Annotated in this window: 19 protein-coding genes; 6 read left to right on the forward strand and 13 right to left on the reverse strand. The window is 64.4% G+C overall.

Annotated elements, in window-relative coordinates; all coding sequences use genetic code 11:
• Positions 1 to 26 precede the first annotated feature (26 nt).
• From IVA88_RS06640 to IVA88_RS06670, 7 genes are all read right to left on the reverse strand, one after another.
• Positions 27 to 3,200 (reverse strand): efflux RND transporter permease subunit, encoded by a 3,174-nt coding sequence (locus IVA88_RS06640; protein ID WP_247496481.1) that lies wholly within the window; start codon positions 3,198 to 3,200, stop codon positions 27 to 29.
• Positions 3,197 to 4,624, reverse strand: a complete 1,428-nt coding sequence (locus IVA88_RS06645) for an efflux RND transporter periplasmic adaptor subunit (protein ID WP_247496482.1) — start codon at positions 4,622 to 4,624, stop codon at positions 3,197 to 3,199. Before IVA88_RS06645 ends, IVA88_RS06640 begins: the two co-directional genes overlap by 4 nt.
• Before the next feature lie 82 nt (positions 4,625 to 4,706).
• Positions 4,707 to 5,099, reverse strand: a complete 393-nt coding sequence (locus tag IVA88_RS06650) for a FixH family protein (protein ID WP_247496483.1) — start codon at positions 5,097 to 5,099, stop codon at positions 4,707 to 4,709.
• 100 nt (positions 5,100 to 5,199) lie between these two features.
• Positions 5,200 to 5,565, reverse strand: a complete 366-nt coding sequence (locus IVA88_RS06655; protein WP_247496484.1) for a hypothetical protein — start codon at positions 5,563 to 5,565, stop codon at positions 5,200 to 5,202.
• Between the two features lie 139 nt (positions 5,566 to 5,704).
• Positions 5,705 to 6,877: an MFS transporter gene (locus IVA88_RS06660; RefSeq protein ID WP_247496928.1), complete on the reverse strand. Its 1,173-nt coding sequence runs from the start codon at positions 6,875 to 6,877 to the stop codon at positions 5,705 to 5,707.
• A gap of 127 nt (positions 6,878 to 7,004) precedes the next feature.
• Positions 7,005 to 8,369, reverse strand: coding sequence for an NAD(P)-binding domain-containing protein (locus IVA88_RS06665; RefSeq protein WP_247496485.1), 1,365 nt, complete (start codon positions 8,367 to 8,369; stop codon positions 7,005 to 7,007).
• Between the two features lie 46 nt (positions 8,370 to 8,415).
• Positions 8,416 to 8,733 (reverse strand): helix-turn-helix domain-containing protein, encoded by a 318-nt coding sequence (locus IVA88_RS06670; RefSeq protein ID WP_247496486.1) that lies wholly within the window; start codon positions 8,731 to 8,733, stop codon positions 8,416 to 8,418.
• A 124-nt stretch (positions 8,734 to 8,857) separates the two neighbouring features.
• Between IVA88_RS06670 and IVA88_RS06675 the strand changes: the two genes are divergently transcribed.
• From IVA88_RS06675 to arsC, 3 genes are read left to right on the forward strand one after another with little or no spacing between them, the layout of a single operon-like run.
• Positions 8,858 to 9,220, forward strand: coding sequence for a metalloregulator ArsR/SmtB family transcription factor (locus tag IVA88_RS06675; protein ID WP_247496487.1), 363 nt, complete (start codon positions 8,858 to 8,860; stop codon positions 9,218 to 9,220).
• Positions 9,213 to 9,917: an MIP/aquaporin family protein gene (locus IVA88_RS06680; RefSeq protein WP_247496488.1), complete on the forward strand. Its 705-nt coding sequence runs from the start codon at positions 9,213 to 9,215 to the stop codon at positions 9,915 to 9,917. The genes IVA88_RS06675 and IVA88_RS06680 overlap by 8 nt, the downstream gene beginning before the upstream one ends.
• A complete protein-coding gene (gene arsC, locus IVA88_RS06685; protein WP_247496489.1) occupies positions 9,914 to 10,315 on the forward strand; it encodes an arsenate reductase (glutaredoxin) in 402 nt (133 codons plus the stop codon). The genes IVA88_RS06680 and arsC overlap by 4 nt, the downstream gene beginning before the upstream one ends.
• 30 nt (positions 10,316 to 10,345) lie before the next feature.
• Here arsC and IVA88_RS06690 read toward each other — a convergent pair whose 3' ends face one another.
• The 3 genes from IVA88_RS06690 to IVA88_RS06700 all read right to left on the reverse strand — a co-directional run bounded on the left by IVA88_RS06690 (position 10,346) and on the right by IVA88_RS06700 (position 13,349).
• A complete protein-coding gene (locus IVA88_RS06690; RefSeq protein ID WP_247496490.1) occupies positions 10,346 to 11,347 on the reverse strand; it encodes a tripartite tricarboxylate transporter substrate binding protein in 1,002 nt (333 codons plus the stop codon).
• Positions 11,348 to 11,422: 75 nt separating this feature from the next.
• A complete protein-coding gene (locus IVA88_RS06695; protein ID WP_247496491.1) occupies positions 11,423 to 12,328 on the reverse strand; it encodes a VOC family protein in 906 nt (301 codons plus the stop codon).
• A gap of 16 nt (positions 12,329 to 12,344) precedes the next feature.
• Complete coding sequence (locus tag IVA88_RS06700) at positions 12,345 to 13,349, reverse strand: zinc-dependent alcohol dehydrogenase family protein (protein WP_247496492.1); 1,005 nt, start codon at positions 13,347 to 13,349, stop codon at positions 12,345 to 12,347.
• Positions 13,350 to 13,453: 104 nt separating this feature from the next.
• On the opposite strand from IVA88_RS06700, the gene IVA88_RS06705 reads away from it, so the two are divergent.
• The 3 genes from IVA88_RS06705 (at position 13,454) to IVA88_RS06715 (ending at position 15,716) form a co-directional block, all read left to right on the forward strand.
• The gene (locus IVA88_RS06705; RefSeq protein ID WP_247496493.1) at positions 13,454 to 14,155 is read left to right on the forward strand and encodes an FCD domain-containing protein; all 702 of its coding nucleotides are present in this window, start codon (positions 13,454 to 13,456) and stop codon (positions 14,153 to 14,155) included.
• A gap of 94 nt (positions 14,156 to 14,249) precedes the next feature.
• Positions 14,250 to 15,113, forward strand: coding sequence for a fumarylacetoacetate hydrolase family protein (locus IVA88_RS06710; RefSeq protein WP_247496494.1), 864 nt, complete (start codon positions 14,250 to 14,252; stop codon positions 15,111 to 15,113).
• A 9-nt stretch (positions 15,114 to 15,122) separates the two neighbouring features.
• Positions 15,123 to 15,716 (forward strand): amino acid synthesis family protein, encoded by a 594-nt coding sequence (locus tag IVA88_RS06715; RefSeq protein WP_247496495.1) that lies wholly within the window; start codon positions 15,123 to 15,125, stop codon positions 15,714 to 15,716.
• A 25-nt stretch (positions 15,717 to 15,741) separates the two neighbouring features.
• Here the strand turns inward: IVA88_RS06715 and IVA88_RS06720 are convergent, their stop codons facing one another.
• The 3 genes from IVA88_RS06720 to IVA88_RS06730 form a co-directional block, all read right to left on the reverse strand.
• Positions 15,742 to 16,428, reverse strand: a complete 687-nt coding sequence (locus IVA88_RS06720; RefSeq protein ID WP_247496496.1) for a hypothetical protein — start codon at positions 16,426 to 16,428, stop codon at positions 15,742 to 15,744.
• Between the two features lie 274 nt (positions 16,429 to 16,702).
• On the reverse strand, positions 16,703 to 17,146 hold the full coding sequence (locus IVA88_RS06725) for a hypothetical protein (RefSeq protein WP_247496497.1): 444 nt from the start codon (positions 17,144 to 17,146) through the stop codon (positions 16,703 to 16,705).
• A 22-nt stretch (positions 17,147 to 17,168) separates the two neighbouring features.
• On the reverse strand, positions 17,169 to 20,588 hold the full coding sequence (locus IVA88_RS06730) for a CHAT domain-containing protein (protein WP_247496498.1): 3,420 nt from the start codon (positions 20,586 to 20,588) through the stop codon (positions 17,169 to 17,171).
• Positions 20,589 to 20,657 lie beyond the last annotated feature (69 nt).

Below are 20,657 nucleotides of genomic sequence, written 5' to 3' on the forward strand. Positions count from 1 at the left end.
CCCGAGGTCGTCGTCCGAACTCCGTTTCAAGCGGCCTCGGATACGTCAGGCGAGGCGCGGTTCGAGCTTGCGCCGGTCTCCTCGCCGTCGCGGGGAAGTCCCCAGCCCTTCACCACGCCGAAAATGGCGGGGATCACGACAAGCGTCAGCAGCGTCGATGACGTCATTCCACCGATCATCGGCACCGCAATGCGTTGCATGATCTCCGACCCCGGACCCGTGCTCCACATGATCGGCAGCAGTCCCGCCATGATGGCGACCACGGTCATCATCTTGGGCCGCACGCGCTCGACCGCGCCCACCATGATGGCATCGTGAATATCCCGCTGGGTGAGGATACTGCCCTCGGCGCAGCGCCTGGCTTTCACTTCGGCCAGCGCGTGGTCGAGGTAGATCAGCATCACCACGCCGGTCTCGGCGGCGACGCCGGCGAGCGCGATGAAGCCGACCGCCACCGCGACGGACAGGTTGAAGCCGAGCCACCACATCATCCAGAGGCCCCCGACCAGCGCGAACGGCAGCGACGACATCACGATCAGGGTCTCGGTCATGGCGCCGAAGTTCAGGTACAGGAGCAGGAAGATGATCGTGAGCGTCACGGGCACCACGATCTTCAGGCGGGCAGCCGCCCGCTGCATATACTCGTATTGGCCGCTCCAGACGGCGTAGTAGCCAGGAGGAAACTGAATGCTCTCCGTCACGGCGCGTTGCGCATCGGTGACGTAGCTTCCGATATCGCGATCCCGGACATCGACATAGATGTAGGTCGCGAGCTGACCGTTCTCGGTCCGGATCGAGGTCGGCCCGCGCGCAGGCTCGATCCTGGCCACTTCGCCGAGGGGCACGGCGCCGCCCGCCGGCATCGGCACCAGGATGTCGCTGGCGATGGCGTTGGGATTGTCGCGGAGATCACGCGGGTAGCGCATGTTCACCGTGAAGCGCTGCCGGTCTTCCACGGTTGTGGTGACCGTCTGACCACCGAGCGCGGCCGCAATGGTGTCCTGGACGTCCTGGATCAGGATGCCGTAGCGGGCAAGCGCCTCGCGATCAGGCACGATCTCGAGATAGTATCCGCCGATGCCCCGCTCGGCATAGGCCGACGAGGTGCCGGGTACGGTCTTGATCACGCGTTCGATCTGTTTCGCCAACCGGTCGATCTCGACGAGCTCCGTGCCCATGACCTTGACGCCGACCGGCGTGCGGATACCGGTCGACAGCATGTCCATGCGCGCCTTGATCGGCATGGTCCAGGCGTTGGAGACGCCCGGAAATTGCAACGCCTTGTCCATCTCGGCGACGAGGCCGTCGATGCTGACGCCGGGGCGCCACTCTGCCTTCGGCTTCAGGTTGACGATGGTCTCGAACATCTCTGTCGGCGCCGGGTCGGTCGCGGTCGCCGCCCGCCCGGCCTTGCCGTAGACCGAGGCGACCTCGGGAAACGACTTGATGATCCGATCCTGCATTTGCATCAGTTCGGCGGCTTTCGTGATCGAAATACCGGGCAGCGTCGTCGGCATGTAGAGCAGCGTGCCCTCGTTCAAGGTCGGCATGAACTCGGTGCCGAGCTGGCGCGCAGGCCAGATCGTGACGGCGAGGACTGCGAGTGAGGCCAGGATCACCAGCGTCTTGGCGCTCAGCACGCCCTTGATGACCGGCCGGTAGATCCAGATCAGAAAACGGTTGATGACGTTCCTGCTCTGGGGGACGATGCGGCCGCGGACGAAGATCACCATCAGTGCCGGCACAAGTGTCACCGACAGGAGCGCGGCTGCGGCCATCGAGAAGGTCTTCGTGAACGCCAGCGGGCTGAACAGCCTCCCCTCTTGCGATTCCAGTGTGAAGATCGGCATGAACGACACGGTGATGATCAGCAGGCTGAAGAACAGCGCAGGTCCGACCTCGGATGCGGCGTGGATCAGGATCTGCACGCGCGATTGTCCAGGTTTGGCGCGTTCGAGATGCTTATGCGCGTTCTCGAGCATGACGATGGCGGCATCCACCATCGCGCCGATCGCGATGGCGATGCCTCCGAGGCTCATGATGTTGGAGCCCAGCCCCAGCAGCTTCATGGCCCCGAACGCCATCAGGACACCCACCGGCAACATGAGAATCGCCACGAGCGCGCTGCGGACGTGCAGCAGGAACACGATGCAGACCAACGCGACGACAATGCTCTCCTCGAACAAGGTATGCTTGAGCGTGTCGATCGCCGCATAGATCAGGTTGGAGCGGTCGTAGACCGGGAACATCTCGACCGATTTCGGCAGGCTGCTCGCGATTTCGCCGAAGCGCTTCTTGACGTTTGCGATCACGTCGAGGGCATTGACGCCAAAACGCTGCAGCACGATTCCGCTCGCAACCTCGCCCTCGCCGTTCAATTCGGCTAGCCCGCGGCGCTCGTCGGGGCCGAGCTCGACGTTGGCAACATCCCGCAGCAGCACCGGCGTGCCGTTGCTGGTCTTCAGCACGATATTGCCGAGATCATTGATGCTCTTGATGTAACCCTTGCCGCGAATGACGTATTCGAATTCGGAGAGCTCAACGGTGCGCCCGCCAACATCCGCGTTGCTGGCGCGAATGGCCTCCCGGATCTTCTGCATGCTGATGCCGCGGTCACGCATCCGCTGCGGGTCGAGGACCACGTTGTATTGCTTGACAAAGCCACCGATGCTGGCGACCTCGGCGACGCCTTCGGCCTTGGCCAGCGCGAACTTCAGATTCCAGTCCTGGATCGTGCGCGTGTCCGCCAGGCTCAATTCCCTCGACATCACCGCGTATTGATAGACCCAGCCGACGCCGGTTGCGTCCGGGCCGATGGTCGGCGTGACCCCGGCGGGAAGCCGCGAGGCCGCGCCATTGAGAAACTCCATGACGCGCGATCGCGCCCAGTAGATGTCGGTGCCGTCCTCGAAGATGACGTAGACGAACGACACGCCAAAGAACGAGAAACCGCGCACGACCTTCGATTTCGGCACGGTCAGCATGGCCGTCGTCAGCGGATAGGTGACCTGGTCCTCGATCACCTGCGGGGCCTGGCCGGAATATTCCGTGTAGACGATGACCTGCGTGTCCGAGAGATCGGGGATCGCATCAAGCGGAAGGTGGACCAGCGCATAGAGGCCGGCAGCAGCGGCAAAGCCGGTGCCGAACAGCACCAGCAGCAGATTGCGCGCCGACCAGGCAATGACGCGGGCAATCATCTGTGATCTCCCGTCGCCATGCCGGGAGCCGCCTCGGCGGCGCGGGGCGCCCCCTCGGCGAAGCCCTTCAGCGCCGCCTTCAGGTTGCTTTCCGCGTCGATCAGGAAGTTGGCGGAGGTGACCACGGCCTCGCCGTCGCTAAGTCCGTCCCGCACCTCGATATAGCCGCCGCCGCGACGCCCGAGCTTCACCTCCCTCGGTTCGAAGCGCCCTTCTCCCTTGTCGACGAGGACTGCCTGCCGGCTGCCGGTGTCGAGCACGGAGCTGTCGGGCACCACCAGGACCGGGGTGGAATCCGCCGTGTCGATATCGGCATCGATGTACATGTCCGGCAACAATATCGCGTCCGGATTGGCGAGTTCGATCCGGACACGAACGGTTCGGGTGTCGCGGTTCACCTGCGGATAGACGACGCCGATCTGTCCCGCGAAGGTTCGACCGGGGAAGCTGCGCGCACGCACTGCGACGGATTGGCCGACTGCGATAGTCCCGAGGTCACGCTCGGCCACGTCGGCCAGAGCCCAGACGACCGAGGTGTCCGCGATGCGGAACAGCACATCGCCGGGATTGGCGCGCATGCCTTCGACCGCATTGCGTTCGAGCACGACACCGTCGCGCGGTGCCGACCAGCGTATGGTGACGAGCGCGGTCCGCGTCTTCTCCATCTCCGCGATGACCGGCTCCGGCACGTCGAGATTGACCAGGCGCTGTCGCGAACCGCGGCCGTAGATCTCGACACCGCCGGTCGTCTTGGAGCTGATCGTTGCGAGATATTCCGCCGCTGCGGACGCGACCGCCGAGCTATAGATCTCCATCAGAGGCTGGCCGGCCTTGACGCGCGTGCCGGTGGTGACGTCGGCGACCTTCTGCACGAAGCTTTCGGCGCGCATCGCGATCACCGAGACGCGGCGCTCATCCAGCTGGATCGTGCCGGGCGCCTTGACTGAGATGCGGATCGCGCGCCTGCCGACCGGCTCCGACTTCACGCCGGTGCGCTGGATCTTGCCGGGCGAAAGCTTCACCGCCCCGTCGTCGGTGTCGTCGCCTTCGTAGACCGGAACATAATCCATCCCCATCGCGTCCTTCTTCGGCACGGGCGAGGTGTCCGGCAGCCCCATGGGATTGCGGTAGTAGAGAATCTTTCGCGGGGAAGCCGCCTGCATCTTCGGCGTCGCCGGCCCGGCGGCCGCTCCATCGTCATCGAAGACCGGCACATAGTCCCGCCCCCGCTCGTCCTTCTTCGGAGCCGCGGACCAAAGCGGGGCGCCGGCCGGATCGCGATAGTAGAGCGGAGTCCGGCCCGCGGCTGCCGTAGCCGGGGCGAACCCGGCCAGCGCGCGCCAGCGTGCGTTCGAATACGAGGAGGCGCCCAGGAGCAGGCCGCCGCCCAGCGCAAGAGCCGTCAGAAGACGCAGCGTTTTCATGGCGTGTATCCGCGCACCCGAAGAGCGCGTCCGTATGAATGGAAGAGGAAAATAGGGGCGCCGCCGCGCGGCGCCCGAACGCTCACTTGGTGGCCGTGACGATCACCTTGCCGATGACCGTCTCCGGTTCGCCCTGCAGCTTCGCGGACAGCGTCACCTGGTAGCGGCCGGCCATCGGCAGGTCCGTCTTGAACGCGTAGACGCCTGGCTCCTTCGAAGGCAGCGGCGCAACCGCCGACTCCATCTCGGCCATCCCGTCCGGCGCCATGTCGACGCGGGTCTTGAAGATGACCGCGTCCGAGACCGGTTTGCCGGTTTGCTTATTGGTCAAGCGAACGGCGAGCATGACGCCCTCGCCCTTCTTCATCTGCGGATTGACGGGCTCGAAGCTGTAGTCGCCGGCGCCCGCCGTGGCGGCCGATGCGGCAAGCGAAAGGGTGGCGGCAAGCGCCGCGGTGCTGACTTTGGAAAGCATTGTCGTGTCCTCATGGATTAATCTCAGCCGTGGCGCCCGGGGCGCGCACGTCGGTCATCGTCGCGAGCAGGCATGCCGCTCGCGTCTCAGCCTTGCGAGATCAGATTCGAGGAGGTCGGAAGGGAGGACTGCCGCCGAGGAACGAGACGACCTGATCGGCGGGAATGGCCAGCTTACTCGCCGCTACGGCGAAATACCCGAAAGCGACAGGTCGTACGTCGCCGAGCGCGATGATCCCGCCGACGCAGCAGAAATCCATCCCGCACTTGTAGGTAGCAGTGTGGGAGCTGGTTCCCTTCATGTCCGGGCAGCACTCATCCATCGACATGGCGGCCTCGCCGCTCATGTGCATGCTCATTTGCATGTCATCCGACGCCATCGTCGGGCCCGCAGCCGACGTGCCGACCGGCAGCAACGCCAGCGAGACCGCGATCGCGAATGCCAGAATGGTACGGACGAACCGCATGATTAACGAATTACCTCTCGGAGCGGAGCAGAGCCTGATTAGCATATCCGGGCCTTGGATACAGTCCTTGATCCCGGTCAAGCATCCGTGATGCCTAACGCTTTGGTGTGAGGGGGAAACCCGCCTGACAGCATTCTGACTATGCTTTCGGTGACTGCCCCCGCCGCGCCCAGAACAGCGCCAGCGGGCCCAAGGCAATTCCGGCCGCGAGGACGATGAATGCCAGCAGCCAGCCGGTCGCGCTCTGCGGGCCCCCTGCAACATCGAGCGCGACGCCGGTTCCCCAGGCGCCGACAGCCGATAGACCAAAGCCAACGGTGGAGTGCAAGGCCAGGGTCGCGCCGCGATGTTCGGACACTGCTGCGGCCGACATGCCGGCGGTCAACGCGCCGGAATCGGCCGGCACCGTCAGGCCATAGATCATCAGCAGCAGCGCCAGCAGCCAGGCCGGGGCGGTTGCGTTCAGCCCGATGACCAGCGCAACGCAGGCCGATGCGATCATCACGATGGTGATCGCCCGATGGCGCCCGAACTTCAGCGCAGCCTCGTTGCCGAGGATGCTTGCGGGCATCGAGATCACCGCGAAGCAGAAGCTCAACACGACAGGGCTCAACCAGGACGGCGCGCCTTGATGTGAGATGACGAAGGTCCAGAATCCGACCAACCAGGTGCGAATGCCATAGAGCTCGAAGCAGTGCGCACCGTAGCCGAAGATGTAACCCAGAGCTTCGCGGTTGGCGAAGACGGGCCCGAAGTTCAGGAGCCGTCCGGCCTTCGGCATGGGCCGACGGCCCTCGATCAAAAGGCACGCGACCACCATCGCGATGGGACCGATCCCGGTCACATAGAAGGCTGTCCGCCAGCCCCAGCGATCGGCGATGACTTGCGCGATCAGGAACGACAGGCCGACGCCGACCGAGAAGCTCGACGTGTACAGGGTCACCGCCCGCGAGGTGTCACCGGCGGGCAGCCGGTCCGTCAAGGCCTTGAGCCCCGGCATATAGGCGCCAGCAAACCCCAGCCCTGCAAGCGACCAGATGATGGTCCCCGACCAGAATCCTTGCGCGAAGAGTCCGAACGCCAAGGTCGCCAGCCCGCTGATTATCGAGCCGCAGAGCAGGACGAGCCGCGCATCGATCCGGTCGGTCAACGTCGTCAACACGGGCACAGCGAGCATGTAGCCGAACGCATAGCCGCTTGCCATCAGCCCACCTTCGGCGGCGGACATGCCCCACGCCGGCATCAAATGCTGCGCAAGGTTCGCGGACAGCGTCACATGCGGCAGCAGATTGCCGACCTGGCCGATGCACATCACCGCAATCAGAGACCGGCCGCTCAGGCTACGAATTTTCTCCTCCCGTAACCAAGCCGAAACGACGCACGACCCACAGGGGCAAATCTCCGGCTTCACCTGCAAGAATCAACTTCAAGAATCAACGTCATGAACAACCGCACCCCGCAGCACCTGCCCTTTTGGCGGTTTCGTCAGTGACACAGCAAGCGGACGGTTCGCTCTTCGCCGGACCGCCGCAGCATTCCGTTGCGGCGGCTGACTCGACGCCACCGCGCGTGCAGACGCCGGTCTCGGGGAGCACGAGCTCGACCCGTGCCGCGGCCGCCTTGTCGCCCGCGATGTCGGCGACGATGGAGCGGACCTGCTCGTATCCGGTCATCATCAGGAAGGTCGGAGCACGACCGTAGGATTTCATGCCGGCGAGATAAAAGCCCGGCTCGTCGTGCGCGAGTTCGCGGGCACCATGAGGACGGACTGTCCCGCAACTATGCTCGTTGGGATCGATCAGCGGCGCGAGCGCGACGGGTGCCTCGATCGCTGGGTCGAGCCGAAGCCGCAGTTCGGACAGGAACGAAAGATCGGGACGAAAGCCGGTCGAGACCACCAGCTCATCCGCCACCAAACTCCGCGCACCGCAGCCGTCGCCGGCCCAAATTTCGAGGCGACCTTCGGACTCCGAGAGGTGCGTGACGGCAAAACCGGTCTCGACCCTGATCTTCCCAGCGGCCACGAGCGCAGCGAAGGTAGAGCCCAGCGCGCCGCGCGCGGCCAGCTTGTCATTGCTGCCGCCGCCAAAAGACTTTGCGGGATCGGCGCCGCGGAACAGCCAGAGGGGCTGTGTGCCGGGCGCGTCTTCAGCGAGCTGCACGAGATCGATCAGCGTGCCCACCGCGGAGTGGCCGGCGCCGAGCACCGCGACCGTCTTGCCGGCATATCTGGCGCGATCGGCGCCCCGCACATCCGGCATGCCATAGGCGATGCGGTCGACGCGCTCGCGCTCACCGATGGCGGGCAGACCGTTACCTCCGGCAGGATTGGGAGAGAACCACGTGCCCGACACGTCGATGACGGCGTCGGCGCGCAACATCTCCGGGCCCTTGCCGTTCTCGTAGCGAATTTCGAACGGCGCCTGCTCGCGCCCTTTCGTCTTTGCCTTGTCAAAGCCGACGCGGCTGATCGCCGTGACGCGGCTCGACGTCCGGATCGTGTCACGCAACGGCGTGCGCGTTGCGAGCGGTGTGAGATATTGCTCGATCAGCTCTCGGCCGGTTGGATAGGCGCTCGGGTCCGGCGAATTCCATCCGGTCGGCGCGAGCAGGCGCCCCGCGGCCTTGTCGAGATTGTATTCCCATGGAGAGAACAGCTGGACATGCTGCCACTGACGCACCGCGTGCCCGGCTTCGGGGCCAGCCTCCAGCACGATGGGTGACATGCCGCGTTCGAGCACGTGCGCGGCCGCGGCCAAGCCGACGGGACCCGCACCGATGATGGCTACCGTCTTCCCGTCCATCCGCTTTTCCTATCCTTCTAGAATCATCGAATAACTCATCAAAAAATCAGGCCGCCGTTTGCGCGGCTTTGCATCCGGCCTCGTCTGCACAGCACTCGGCGGCCAGGAAATCGACTAGGCCCCGCATCGCGTCAAAGTTCGCGTGGCAGACCAGCGTCGTCGATTCCCGGACCTGGCTGACGAGGCCGACCGAGACCAGGGTCTTGATGTGATGCGACAAGGTCGAGGCCGGAATCTTCAGCTTGTCCTGCAGGCGGCCGACCGGCATGCCTGCATGCCCTGCCCGCACCAGCGCGCGGTAGATCTGGAGCCGCGTCCGGTTACCCAGGGCTTCGAGGCGCGCTGCTGCGTCATCGATCTTCATGATCACCATCATCCGCCTGCCGATGGCAAACTGTCAAACCATATTTCTAGAATGTTGGAATACTGGTTCGGTCGGCTAGAATTCCAGATTGACGGCCTCGCCGCAATTCCATAAGTCTGGATATATGGAAACCGAAGAAGCCGTCCTCGCGCTCGCCGCGTTGTCCCAATCGACCCGGCTGGAGGCCTTCCGGGCATTGGTCAGGCACGAGCCTGATGGTCTCGCTGCGGGCGACCTCGCCCGACTGTTGGAGGTCCCGCAGAACACGCTCTCGGCGCATCTGTCGATCCTGACCCGCGCGCGCCTCGTCACCTCCGAGCGGCACAGCCGTTCGATCATCTACCGGGCCAATCTCGTCGAATTTCGCGACATCGCGGTGTTCCTGCTGCGCGATTGCTGCGGCGGACGGCCGGAGGTTTGCGCACCCATCGTCGAAACCCTGCAATCCTGCTGCAAGCCGAGACGAAAGGAGCGAAGCCGTGCCTGATCAATTCGATCTTCCGCGCCGCCTCGCGGCCGAAGCGCTTGGCACGGGCATTCTCGTCGCCACGGTGGTCGGCTCCGGCATCATGGCGGAGACGCTGACCAAGGATGTCGCCCTTGCACTCCTCTGCAACACGTTGCCGACCGGCGCCATCCTCGTCGTCCTGATCACGATCCTCGGTCCGATCTCCGGCGCGCACTTCAACCCGGCGGTTACCCTCGTCTTCACCGGCAAGCGCGAGCTGCCGGTCAACGAAGCCGCTCTCTATGTGATTGCGCAGGTCGCCGGCGGCATCGCGGGAACGATGGCGGCGCATCTGATGTTCGGACTGTCTCTGCTCGATTTCTCGGCGAAGGTGCGAACCGGAGGACCGCAATGGTTCGCCGAAGCCGTCGCCGCCTTCGGGCTGATCGCCACGATCCTGGCCGGGATCCGGTTTCAGCGGACGTCGGTCCCCTGGCTGGTGGGCCTTTACATCACGGCCGCCTATTGGTTCACGGCCTCGACCTCGTTCGCCAATCCGGCGGTGGCCACTGCAAGGTCGCTGACCAACACGTTCGCGGGCATTCGCCCGGTTGACCTGCCGGAGTTCATTCTCGCGGAGCTGTGCGGAGCGTTCGCCGGCATGCTGCTGATGAACTGGCTGCTCGGACAGTCCCGCGCGGCCGGCCCTGTTCCACTCGCGGAGACGATTCGATGAGCGTCACGATCTATCACAACCCCGCTTGCGGCACCTCGCGCAACACGCTGGCGATGATCCGGCAGAGCGGCGTCGAGCCCATCGTCATCGAATATCTGAAGACGCCGCCCTCCCGCGAAAAGCTGGTCGAGCTCGTCAAGGCCCTCGGCATCTCCGTTCGCGAGCTGCTGCGCGAGAAAGGCACTCCTTATCACGAGCTCGGCCTCGACGACCCCAAATGGTCCGACGACGAACTGATCGACCAGATGCTCGCGCGCCCCATCCTGATCAATCGTCCGATCGTGGTGACGCCCAAGGGCACACGCCTGTGCAGGCCTTCGGAAGCCGTCATCGATCTCCTGGACCATCCCGTCGGCCGGTTCGTGAAAGAGGACGGCGAGGTGGTCGAGGCGCGATAAGGGGCCGAGACGCCGCCATCTGCCTCCGGATCAGATCTTCGGGATCTTGGCCCGCTCAACCACACCCCTCCATTTGGCGACCTCGGTCTCGATCAGGGTCTTCATCTCATCGGGCGAGCTGCCGCGGACCTCGCCGCCGACGGCCGTCTCCAGGCGCTGCTTGAGCTCGGGGTCCCCAAGTGCATCGTGCGTCGCCGCATTGAGTGCGGCCATGATGGCGGGCGGCGTTCCCTTGGGCGCCAGGAGGCCGGCCCAGGTGCGCACGTCATATCCCTTGATGCCGGCTTCCTGAACCGTCGGCACGTCGGGCAACAATGCGGTGCTCATCGGCGAGGTCACCGCCAGGCCGCGGATGGCGCCGCCCTGGATCTGCGGGGCGAGCAGGACGGGCGTGCCGACGATGACCGGAACCTCTCCGCCGAGCAGCGCGGTGATGACTTGAGAATCGCCGCGATAAGGCACGTGCACGATCTCGACGCCGGCGGTCGCGTTCAACAGCTCGCCTGCAAGGTGATGCGTGCTGCCGAAACCGACCGATCCGAAGCTGAGCGCACCGGGCTTTTCCTTGGCCATGGCGATCAACTCGCCGAGCGACTTCGCCGGATAGTCGCTACGCACCGCAATGACGAGCGCGTAATAGACCAGTGTCGAGATCATCTCGAAGCTGTCGGCCGGCTGGTAGGAAAGACTCTTGTAGGTGGCCGCGGAAATCGCGTGAGCGCCCGTGACAAGCCCGAGCGTGTAACCGTCAGGCGTCGCTTTCGCGAGGGCGTCCGCGGCGATGTTTCCGCCGGCGCCCGGCTTGGCCTCGACGATGATCGGCTGTCCCAGTTTTTTCGAGAGCCCGTCGGCGATGATGCGCGACAGCGCGTCGGCTGCGCCGCCGGCGGCAAATCCATGCAGCAGCCGGATCGGGCGCGACGGATAATTGTCGGCCGATGCCGGGGTGGTCGCGAGACAACCGCCAAGAAAACAGCCAAGAAAAACGCCAAGCAGAAAAATCGCCGCAGCAAGCCGCTTCATCCGTCGCATGGATGCGTCCTCCCTTTTGATTTTTATGTCGTTGGCCGCCACGAGGCGGCATTCTTCAAGTCGAGCTTGAATCCACTAGCGAGCGAACTCGGTGCATTCAGGCGATGGCGGCATGCCCCAGACGTCGCGCGGCAGGCCGACCCAGACTTTTGGCCGCTGCGGTCGATCGCGATGCCAGGGACGCGGCTCGAAATAGCCGAGCTCTTCGTCGGTCATGCGGTCGAGGTCGTGGAACAGCTCGACCAGATGCCCGTCGGGATTGCGGTGGTAGATCGCCGTGTTGTGACCGGGGCCGTGACGGACCGGTCCCCAGAGAACGGGAAGCTTGTGCCGGGCGAGATGGTCGCACGCCTGCTGCATATGGGTTGGGCCGCGCAGCTCGAACGCGACATGATGAAGGCCGTGGCCGGGCGCGCGGGCGAAGTTCAGCGTGTGGTGCTCATAGCCGCTGCGCATGAAGACGAAGCGGTCCTCGATCCAGTCGGAGACCCGCAGGCCCATGACGTTGGCGTAGAACTCGCAAGCCCCGCGCGGATCGGGCGTGCGAAGGGCGACGTGGCCAAGCTTGGTGACCGCGAGCGCACCGATCCGCTCCTGCGCGGGCGTGGGCGTCCAGCCCTGAATCAGTTCGAAGCGAGTCCCTTCGGGGTCGGTGAATGACAGCAGCCTGGAAACGCCAGGCATCGGATCGGTCTGGAGTTCGGACCGCAAATCGGCCTGCTTCAGCGCAGCGCCCAACGCCTCCATCGAAACATCCGGTGAAATCTCGAAGGCGATGCTCGTCAGCGCCGCGTCGCCAGGTTCGACCACCAGTGAAAGCTGCTCGGAGTCGTTGGCGAGGAAGATGCGGTTGCCGTCGCGGCCGACGAGGCCAAGACCGATCACGGCGCGATAATAGTCGAGCAGCCGCTCGGGATCGGGCGAGGCAAAGCTCGCGTGCCGGAGCCGGGTGAAGCGTGCAATGGGTGCTTGTGTCGTCATCGTGCAATCCACCCCCTCATGGCGTCATGATGATCTTGCCGAGCGCCGAGCCCTGCTCGAGCAGCGTGTGCGCCTGTCTGACGTCGTCGAGCTTCAGGACCGCCGAGATAGCCGGCTTGATGGCGTTGCGGCTCAGCGCGTCGATCACGTTGCGCATGAGCGCGCGACGCCCGTCGCGATCGTGGTCGTAGATGTGGAAGGAGAAGCAGCGTATTGCCGGGCAGATGTCGAGATAGTCGCGCATCGCCGCCATCAGGTTTTCTTCCGGCAATCCGGCGAACGCGTTGTACGACAGCAGCGTCCCCCATTTTCCGAGCGCGCCGAGATAGCCCGTGAATTCCGGCCCACAGACGTGATCGAGCACGAGGCCGACGCCCTCGCCGTTGGTCAGCTCGCGGGTCCGCGCCACCACATCTTCGCGGCGGTAATAGATGATTTGATCGGCGCCGTTGCCGCGCGCGAACGCGGCTTTCTCTTCGGCGGAGACCGTGCCGATGACATTCATCTGGGCGAGCTTGGCGAGCTGCACCAGCGCGGTGCCGACGCCGCCGGCCGCCCCGATCACCAGCACGCTCGCCGGTGCGCGCGGATGGCGGCACTCGTGCAGCAGCGCGTAGGCCACCTGATAGTTCGACAGGCACACGGCCGCTTGCAGATCGACATTGTCGGGGAGCGCATGAATGGCGTCCGCGGGCGCGACCACATAGTCGGCATAGCAGCCGCCGCGCTGCGACAGGTCGCGCGCGCTCAGCAGCACCTTCTGGCCGATCTTGAAGTCCTCGACGCCGGGCCCGAGCGCGGCAATGCGGCCGGCGACATCATTGCCGGGATTGGCCGGCAGCGGCGGCATCCATTTGTAGACGCCGCGGCGGATCAGCACATCGGGCTGCCCCACCCCGAACGCCTCGGCCCGGATTTGCACTTGGCCGCGTCCGGGCACAGGCACCGGAAGCTCGACCATTTCGAGTGCATCCGGCCCACCCGGCTGCCGCACCAGCACCGCTCTCATGATGTCTGTCACTCGCCTCCCAAGTCCATATTTTCGAAAATCATATCGTTTACGAAAATTATTGCAAGATGCTCGTTAGCACGGCATCTTGAGTCATCGATTCAATGGCAGAAATCATGCCCGATAGCGCCATCCGCCCCCGCAAGGAATTCGGCAAGACCATTGCCGCCGACATCACCCATCGGCTGCGGGAGGAGATCATTGCCTGCGGCCTGACGCCGGGCGAGCCGCTGCGGTTCGATGTCCTGCGCGAACGATTCGGCGTCAGCTTCACGACGCTGCGCGAGGCACTGACGGCGCTCGCCGCCGAAGGCCTGGTCGACGCGCAGGAGCAGCGCGGATTTCGCGTGGCGCCGGTCAGCCGCCAGGATCTGGTGGAGGTCACCGATGCCCGGGTGCTGATCGAGGTGGAATTGATCCGCCGCGCGATCGAGCGGGGCGACGACGACTGGGAAATCGCCGTCATCTCGACCCTGCACCGATTGAAGCGGATCGAGCAGCGCGATCCCCAACACCCGCTGCGTGATCCCGAATGGAAGATCGCCCACCGCCAATTTCACCAAGCGCTGGTGTCCGCCTGCGGCTCCGCGACCCTTCTCGCCATTCGCGCCGAGCTGTTCGATCGCGCCGAGCGCTATCGGCATCTGTCGGCCAATTTCCGGCCGCGCCCCCGCGACAAGGCCGGCGAGCACCAGGCGATTATGCAGGCCGCCATCTCGCGCAATCCGGATCTCGCGGTGCAGCTGATCGAGACGCATATCCGCTCGACCGCCGACAACGTCGCAACCTACGCCGGGCACCTGCTCGATGCCGAATAGGGCGACACCGGCTTTTTCGCGCCGTGGGCTTGCGTCTCGCCGCATTTTCGAAAATAATAGAAAAGATCGAAAATACGAACCTAGGGCCTAAATCATGAAGCTGCTGTCGTTCTTGGACGGAAATCGGGAAAGCTGGGGCGCCGTTGTCGAAAATGGCGTCGTGGATCTCGGCCGCGCCCTGCCCCAGTACCCGACGCTCGCGGACTTTCTCGGCAGCGACGACTACGCCCGCCGCGACGCCATCGTCGCCGGGCACAAGCCCACGATGGCGCTGAGCGATCTCAAATATCTACCGGTGATCCCGCGTCCAGAGAAGATCGTCTGCGCCGTGCGCAATTATCTCGACCACCACAATGAAGCTGTGGCGTTCGGCATGAAGCGCGAGATTACGGAATTTCCGCCGATCTTCCTCCGGGTCTGGCGCTCCCAGGTCGCGCACAACTCGCCGGTGATCCGGCCGAAAGTCTCCGACAATTTCGACTGGGAGGGCGAACTCGCCGTCGTCATCGGCAAGGGCGGCCGTCACATCAGCCAGGCAGACGCTTGGGACCACGTGGCGGGTTACTCGATCTACAACGACGTCAGCGTGCGCGACTGGCAGCGTCATGCCCAGCAGATCGCCTCCGGCAAGAACTTCGTCGGCACCGGCCCGTTCGGACCGTGGCTGGTGACGCCGGACGAGATCGGCGACCCCACCAAACTGAAGCTCGAGACGCGCGTCAACGGCACGGTGGTGCAATCCTCCGACACCTCGATGCTGATCTTCTCGATCCCGCGGCTGATCGAGTACAGCTCGACCATCTTCGACCTCGTCCCCGGCGACGTCATCGCCACCGGCACGCCGGCCGGCGTCGGCTTCACCCGCAAGCCGCCGGTCTTCCTCAAGCCCGGCGACGTGGTCGAGGTCGAGATCGAGAATATCGGCGTGCTGCGCAATCCCGTCGTCGACGAAGCCTAGAGCCAGCGCATGTCGGCCCAAGATGTGTCCTATGACATCCGCAAGACCGCGCTCAGCGTCGAGACCATCTGGCACGAGCGCGGTCCCCGGCTGCAGAAGCCGCTGCTGGTCGGAACGGCTATTGCGGTGATCCGCAATCCCTTCGCGGGCCGCTTCGAACCTGATCTGATGCCGTTTCAGGCGTCCTTGCGCGAGCTCGGGCGTGAGCTTGCAACGCGGCTGATCGCGCAGCTCGGCGGCGCGGCGCAGGTCGAAGCCTATGGCAAGGGCATCATCGTCGGCGAGGACGGCGAACTCGAGCACGGCGCCGTCTGGCACGAGGCCGGCGGCCACGGCATGCGCGAGGTGCTGGGGCATCCCAAGGCGATCGTCCCGGCGGCAAAGACCGTCGGGGGCCCGGGCACGCGCCTGATGGTCCCGCTCGGCCATATCCACGCCGCCTATGTCCGCAGCCATTTCGGAACCGCCGAGATGACGCTGTGGGATTCGCCACGGCGCGACGAGATCGCCTTCGGGCTCGTGATGGCGACCGGCGGCCGGCCGCACGCGCGCATCGGAGGCCTCGCGGCATCCGCGATTTCCGTGCATGACGGACAGCGCTGACGGGCGCGCGATCAATGTGCAGCAGCTATCCGAGCAAGCCCTTCAATCCGGCGTAGATGGAGCCGACCGCGGTTGCGGCGACGCCGGCCAAGGGGCCGACGGTCTGCATGAGGTCCTGGATCAAGCGAGCACGGCGTCGCAGCTGTTCCTCGCCGACATGTTGCCCGAGCAGCCGCGCCACCCGGAAGGCAAACGCATTCGGCTTGCCACCCTGGCTGAGCACGCGCGGTAACACCTGGAAGATCACGACACCCAGAATGTTGCCGGAGACGAAAGCGAGCAGGATGCTCGCGCCGTATTCGAACACTTCCCGCCATTCGACCCACACCGTCGGCAGGATCGGAACACGATCGTGGATGCCAGTGACCGTCAGCATCGAAAGGATGCTGACGCCCGCGGCCAGCAACGCCAGCATGAACGCGGCGAGCGCGGACACCCTATGCAGCGGGTACGCCAGGAACCCGAACAGGAGCGGGATGATGATCGAGGCGATCCGAAGCGGAATCGGCGAAAGGTTGAAGGTGATGGTCACGAGAATATGCGTGATCGTCAGCAGCAGCGATGGAATGACAATATAAAGCACCGCGTGCGTTGCGAAATATCGCAGCGGGTTCTTGTGTCGCTCCAGGCGGGCATTGACCCGATCGAGCTCGCGTCTCAGCTTGTCCAGGTCGGTGACGATATCGTCGATTTCCCGCAGCGTCGGCCGCACGACACGCAAGTCGCGCGAGCAATGCCTGCAAGCGATCGCCTCATCCTTGATCGTCTCGGCGCAGAACGGACATTCCATTGCTATCGCGACTTCCTGCGCCGCATGATGCCCTCGATTTCGTCTCTCGCGCGCCTCAGTTCATCGCGTAGCTGATCCCGCTTGCGCAGAAGGTCGTCCCGTTCCGCGATCAAGGTGGCGGGGACGGCGATGTCACGCCCACAGGATGCACAAACCAGCGCGCCAACCGCGTTCCCCGATTGGCAGTAAGGACATGTCACTTGGGCGCAACCTTCAAGGTGAAGATGGTCGTCCCCGGCCGGCCATCACTATCCTTGATGTCGACGCGAACAATATATTCGCCCGGCGGCAATTCCGCGTCCTGCATGTTGATGCCGTCAGCCTGCACAAAGGGTTTGATCCGGGCCGTCAAATCGACGTTCGGCGTGCGGAGGAAGATCACCTTGACGGAATCGGGATCGATCTTGGCCCCACCATAGGATTCAAACTTCAACACCAGCCGAAGCGGCGAGCTGACGGAGTCGCCGGGCGAGACGAACTCCACCTTTGGTCCGCGCAAGATGCCGCGCCGATCGGCGGCAATCGCGCCTTTCGGCGGCGGCAGCCTGGCTTCCTCTTCGGTAATCAGCTGTGTCGCCCTCGACGCGCCCGGATACAGGAGACCCGCCGCAATCAATCCAAGCAAAATATTCCGCTTCATTTACGTCCAAACCTTCCCTGACTCAGCGTACCCCGCCGTCGCCGATGATCGTATACGGCGCCCAGAACAGTGGATGCGCATAGGCGAACTCGGTTTTGCCTTCCCCGTTGAGATAGCCGGGGCCATCGACAAGGGCCATCATCGCCTCGCGCAGCGCTTCGCTGCGCGACAGTTTTGGATCGTCGGCCTGCCGCTTGAACAGGTCTGTCACCAGCTGCCGGGCCGATTGCGAATGCACCGACCAGTTCGTCACCAGCAGCGCACGCGTTCCGGCATAGAAGAACGCGCGACCGAGGCCCGAGGCGGCCTCGGCACCCGCACCGGCACCGGCGCCGGTGTTACAGGCCGACAGGATCACCCAGTCAGCGTCGAGCTTGAGGCCGAGAATCTCCTCCATGGTCAGCAGGCCATCCCCGCCCTCTCCGGTCACCGCGGGGGAAGACAGGGCGAGCGCTGGTTGAGTCAATCCATTGAGTTCGCCCGGCACCAGCCCGTGGGTGGCGAACGCCAGGATTCTGAACCCGGAGAGATTCATCGTCTTGACTGCATTCTCAGTCGCACTCTTGCCGAGGAACAGCACCTTGGAGGGATCCGCCTGCAACGCCAGCGCGATCGACTTCAGTTCGTCGGCCGTGTCGGGCAGTCGCGGCAGAAGACCCAGTTCGGCGCTATCGACGCCATCGAGCTTTGGACTGTTGCGACGCTTCAGCGGCCCGCCGCGGGTGACGTTCCCGCCGGCGTCGGCGACCTGAACCTTGACATCTCCGCCTTCCGCCTCGGCCTGCTGTTCCTTGTTGAAGTAGGGGTCGCCGAATGCCACCAGGTCGCCTCTGCCGGACTTGGCAGGCGGCAATTGCCGCAGTGTCCGCAAAGCGGCAGCCGATGGCACGGTTGATACGGCATGGGTGCGGGCCAGCCATGGTACGTTGCGGTAGCCGACGAACAACGGGTCTTCGTCTTGAGCGACCTCGGCCGGTGCCGTCGGCAACAGCGAGAGTGGCAGCAGGCCTAGCGCGCCGTTGGTGACGACGATCAGCTTCTTTGCGGGCTTCCATCCGCTCTCGACCGGCTTGAGCAGTAGATCGTAGAGTTCGTAGCCGAGCTTGAGATCGAACGGCGGAATATCCGAGATCATCGCGGCTTGCGGCTCGAGCGCCTCACGCAGCTTGCGAATCTTCGTCTCGACCTCGCCAATGCCGGCCTTGACGGCTGCGAAGGCCACCGGCCCGGACTTCGGCACGGCCCAGACGAAGCTGCCGTTCTGACCGAAATAGAAAGACAGCATGGCCTCGTCGTCGGCAAGCGTCGCATGGATGTCTGCAACGCTAGGCGGCCTGGGCGAGACGAGATCGGCATACGTCGGAAACTTCTGTTTGATCTCCTGGCGTGCCTTGTCCCGTTCGCCACGCATGGACGCGATCGATGCCTGTATCTGCTGGACGCCTTTCTCATCACGCTCCGCCGAGGGAAGCGCAAGCACGTTGTTGAGCGTCCCGAGCTGGGCGTTGACCTGCTTGGTCAGGTCCTGCTCCTTGCGTACGAGTTCGGCCAGTGCAGGATCCTTTGCTGCTGCGCGGGCACTTGAGGCCGCAAGCGCCTGCTGCACCGACCGTCCACGAATGGCATCGGCCAGACTGAACGTCTCTTCTCCCGTACCGCTGCGATTTCCCTCCGACCTCGCGAGCAGCAGGAGGTAGTTCTCGACAATTGCCTGCAGCCGCTGGCTGCGCGCCGCCACGACGCTCGTGTTTTCGTCATCGGCATTTTCATTCGCATTCGCCATCATGATCGGGATGGACGCCTTGAACTCGCGGATCGCATCGGCATCGCGCCGTGCGCGCATCATGCCGATCGCCAGCGTGCCCCGCGCGGAGGCGGCATCGAAATGGCTCTCACCGACACGACCGACCTGCTTCTTGACCAGCTGCTCGGCGACCGCAATGCCGGCCTCCAACTGACCGGAACCGTAGAGCGACATGATGCGCGCCGGATTGAGCTCGATCACCTGGCGCCGCTGTGGCTCCCAATTGGCGATTGCCTTGTCGATCCTGGCGAAGATTTCGTTCGCCTCGGCGTTTTTGCGCTGAAGATTCAGGATGCCCGCGAGTTGCGAAAGCAATTGCACGGTCGCTTGCGAGTCGTCCGGAACACCTACCGTCTTGTTGATCTCGAGGGCGACACGGCCCAGCTTCTCGGCTTCGTCGTACCGGCCCTCATCGACCAGAATACTGGCCAAACCGACGACATAGCGCGGCGTCACGGGATTGTACTTGCCGGTGTCCTTCAAACGCGACAACAGCGCCCGACGCGCGTCGACCTCGGCTTCGGCCAGCCTTCCCTGTCTTGCCTTCATGCGCGCCTGATTCAGCACGGTGCTGTCGACCGCTTGCAGCAGAAGGGTCTCGGCCGGCGGATTCTCCGACTCCAACACACCCTTGTTGCCGGCGCGCTTGCGAACCTCCGCGGTGCGATAGGCGGCTTCCGCTTCGGCGAACTGCCCCCGCGCTTCGAAGATCATGCCACGGGAAATCTCGATTTCGCCCTCCCAGCTCTGGCCGAACCTCGCATAGGAGGCTCGCCACCCGGGAAGTCCGCTGGTGCGCGCCTCCTGGATCGCGCTGAGGCTGCGACGCATATAGGCTTCCGCCTGCGCGATGTCGCCCATCTGAATGAGGATGGCGGCGATCGCGCGGTTTGCGTTGAACTGGTATCCTTTGGCGCCCGGCAGACTAGCCGTTTCGCGCAACAGTTTTTGGATGATCTCGAGCGCGCGCTTGGGATCACCGGCGGCAGCATATTGCTGCGACTGGAGCTGCATCATTCGCCCCAGCATGTTCGGGCTGACCGCTCCGCGTCCCACCTCCACAGCCTTGTCGGCGTCCGCCGTGGCTTCGGCGAGCCGACCGAGCTGCGAACGGGCGTTGGCGCGATCAAAGTAGAACTGCGCGAGATCCTGCCGCGACTCCTTGCCTGTGGGCGTAGCCGCCGCGTCCGATTTCAGCTCCGCCAGCATCTTCTCGTCCGGCTTGTCGCCATCGAGAATCCCGGTGATGTCGGAGATACTGCGCGGCGGCGCGATGAAGTCCTTTGGTCGCGCAGTGCCCGGGTCCAGCTTGGGCGCAACCTCCCTCGGAAGCTCGACGGCAACGTTGGCGCGGCCGTTCGCGGCATTGAGCGCTGCGAGCACGCAGGCCCTGACCTGGGGCGACGCCTTGGCGCGGCAGGCTTCGAGATTGGCGCCGCCCGCCGGCCCGCCGCCGGCGCGCATACAGCCCTGTACGATCGGCTTGCCGATCGTCATCCGGCAGTTCTCGATCGCCGCCTCCTTGGTCAAGGCGGCGGCGGCACCGGTCGATCCCAGCAAAATGGCAAGGGTCAGCAGCCTGCGCGGCAGCGTAAAATCCAGACGGCTTTCAAACGGATTCCCGGCGTCTCGACTCATGATGAAAGACCTTTTTCCAGAAACGACTTCGAGCAATCTGATAATCCTATCCCTATAGGTTGGGAGAAC

This window comes from Bradyrhizobium sp. 149, assembly GCF_023073915.1.
In the GTDB taxonomy this organism is placed as follows: Bacteria; Pseudomonadota; Alphaproteobacteria; order Rhizobiales; family Xanthobacteraceae; genus Bradyrhizobium.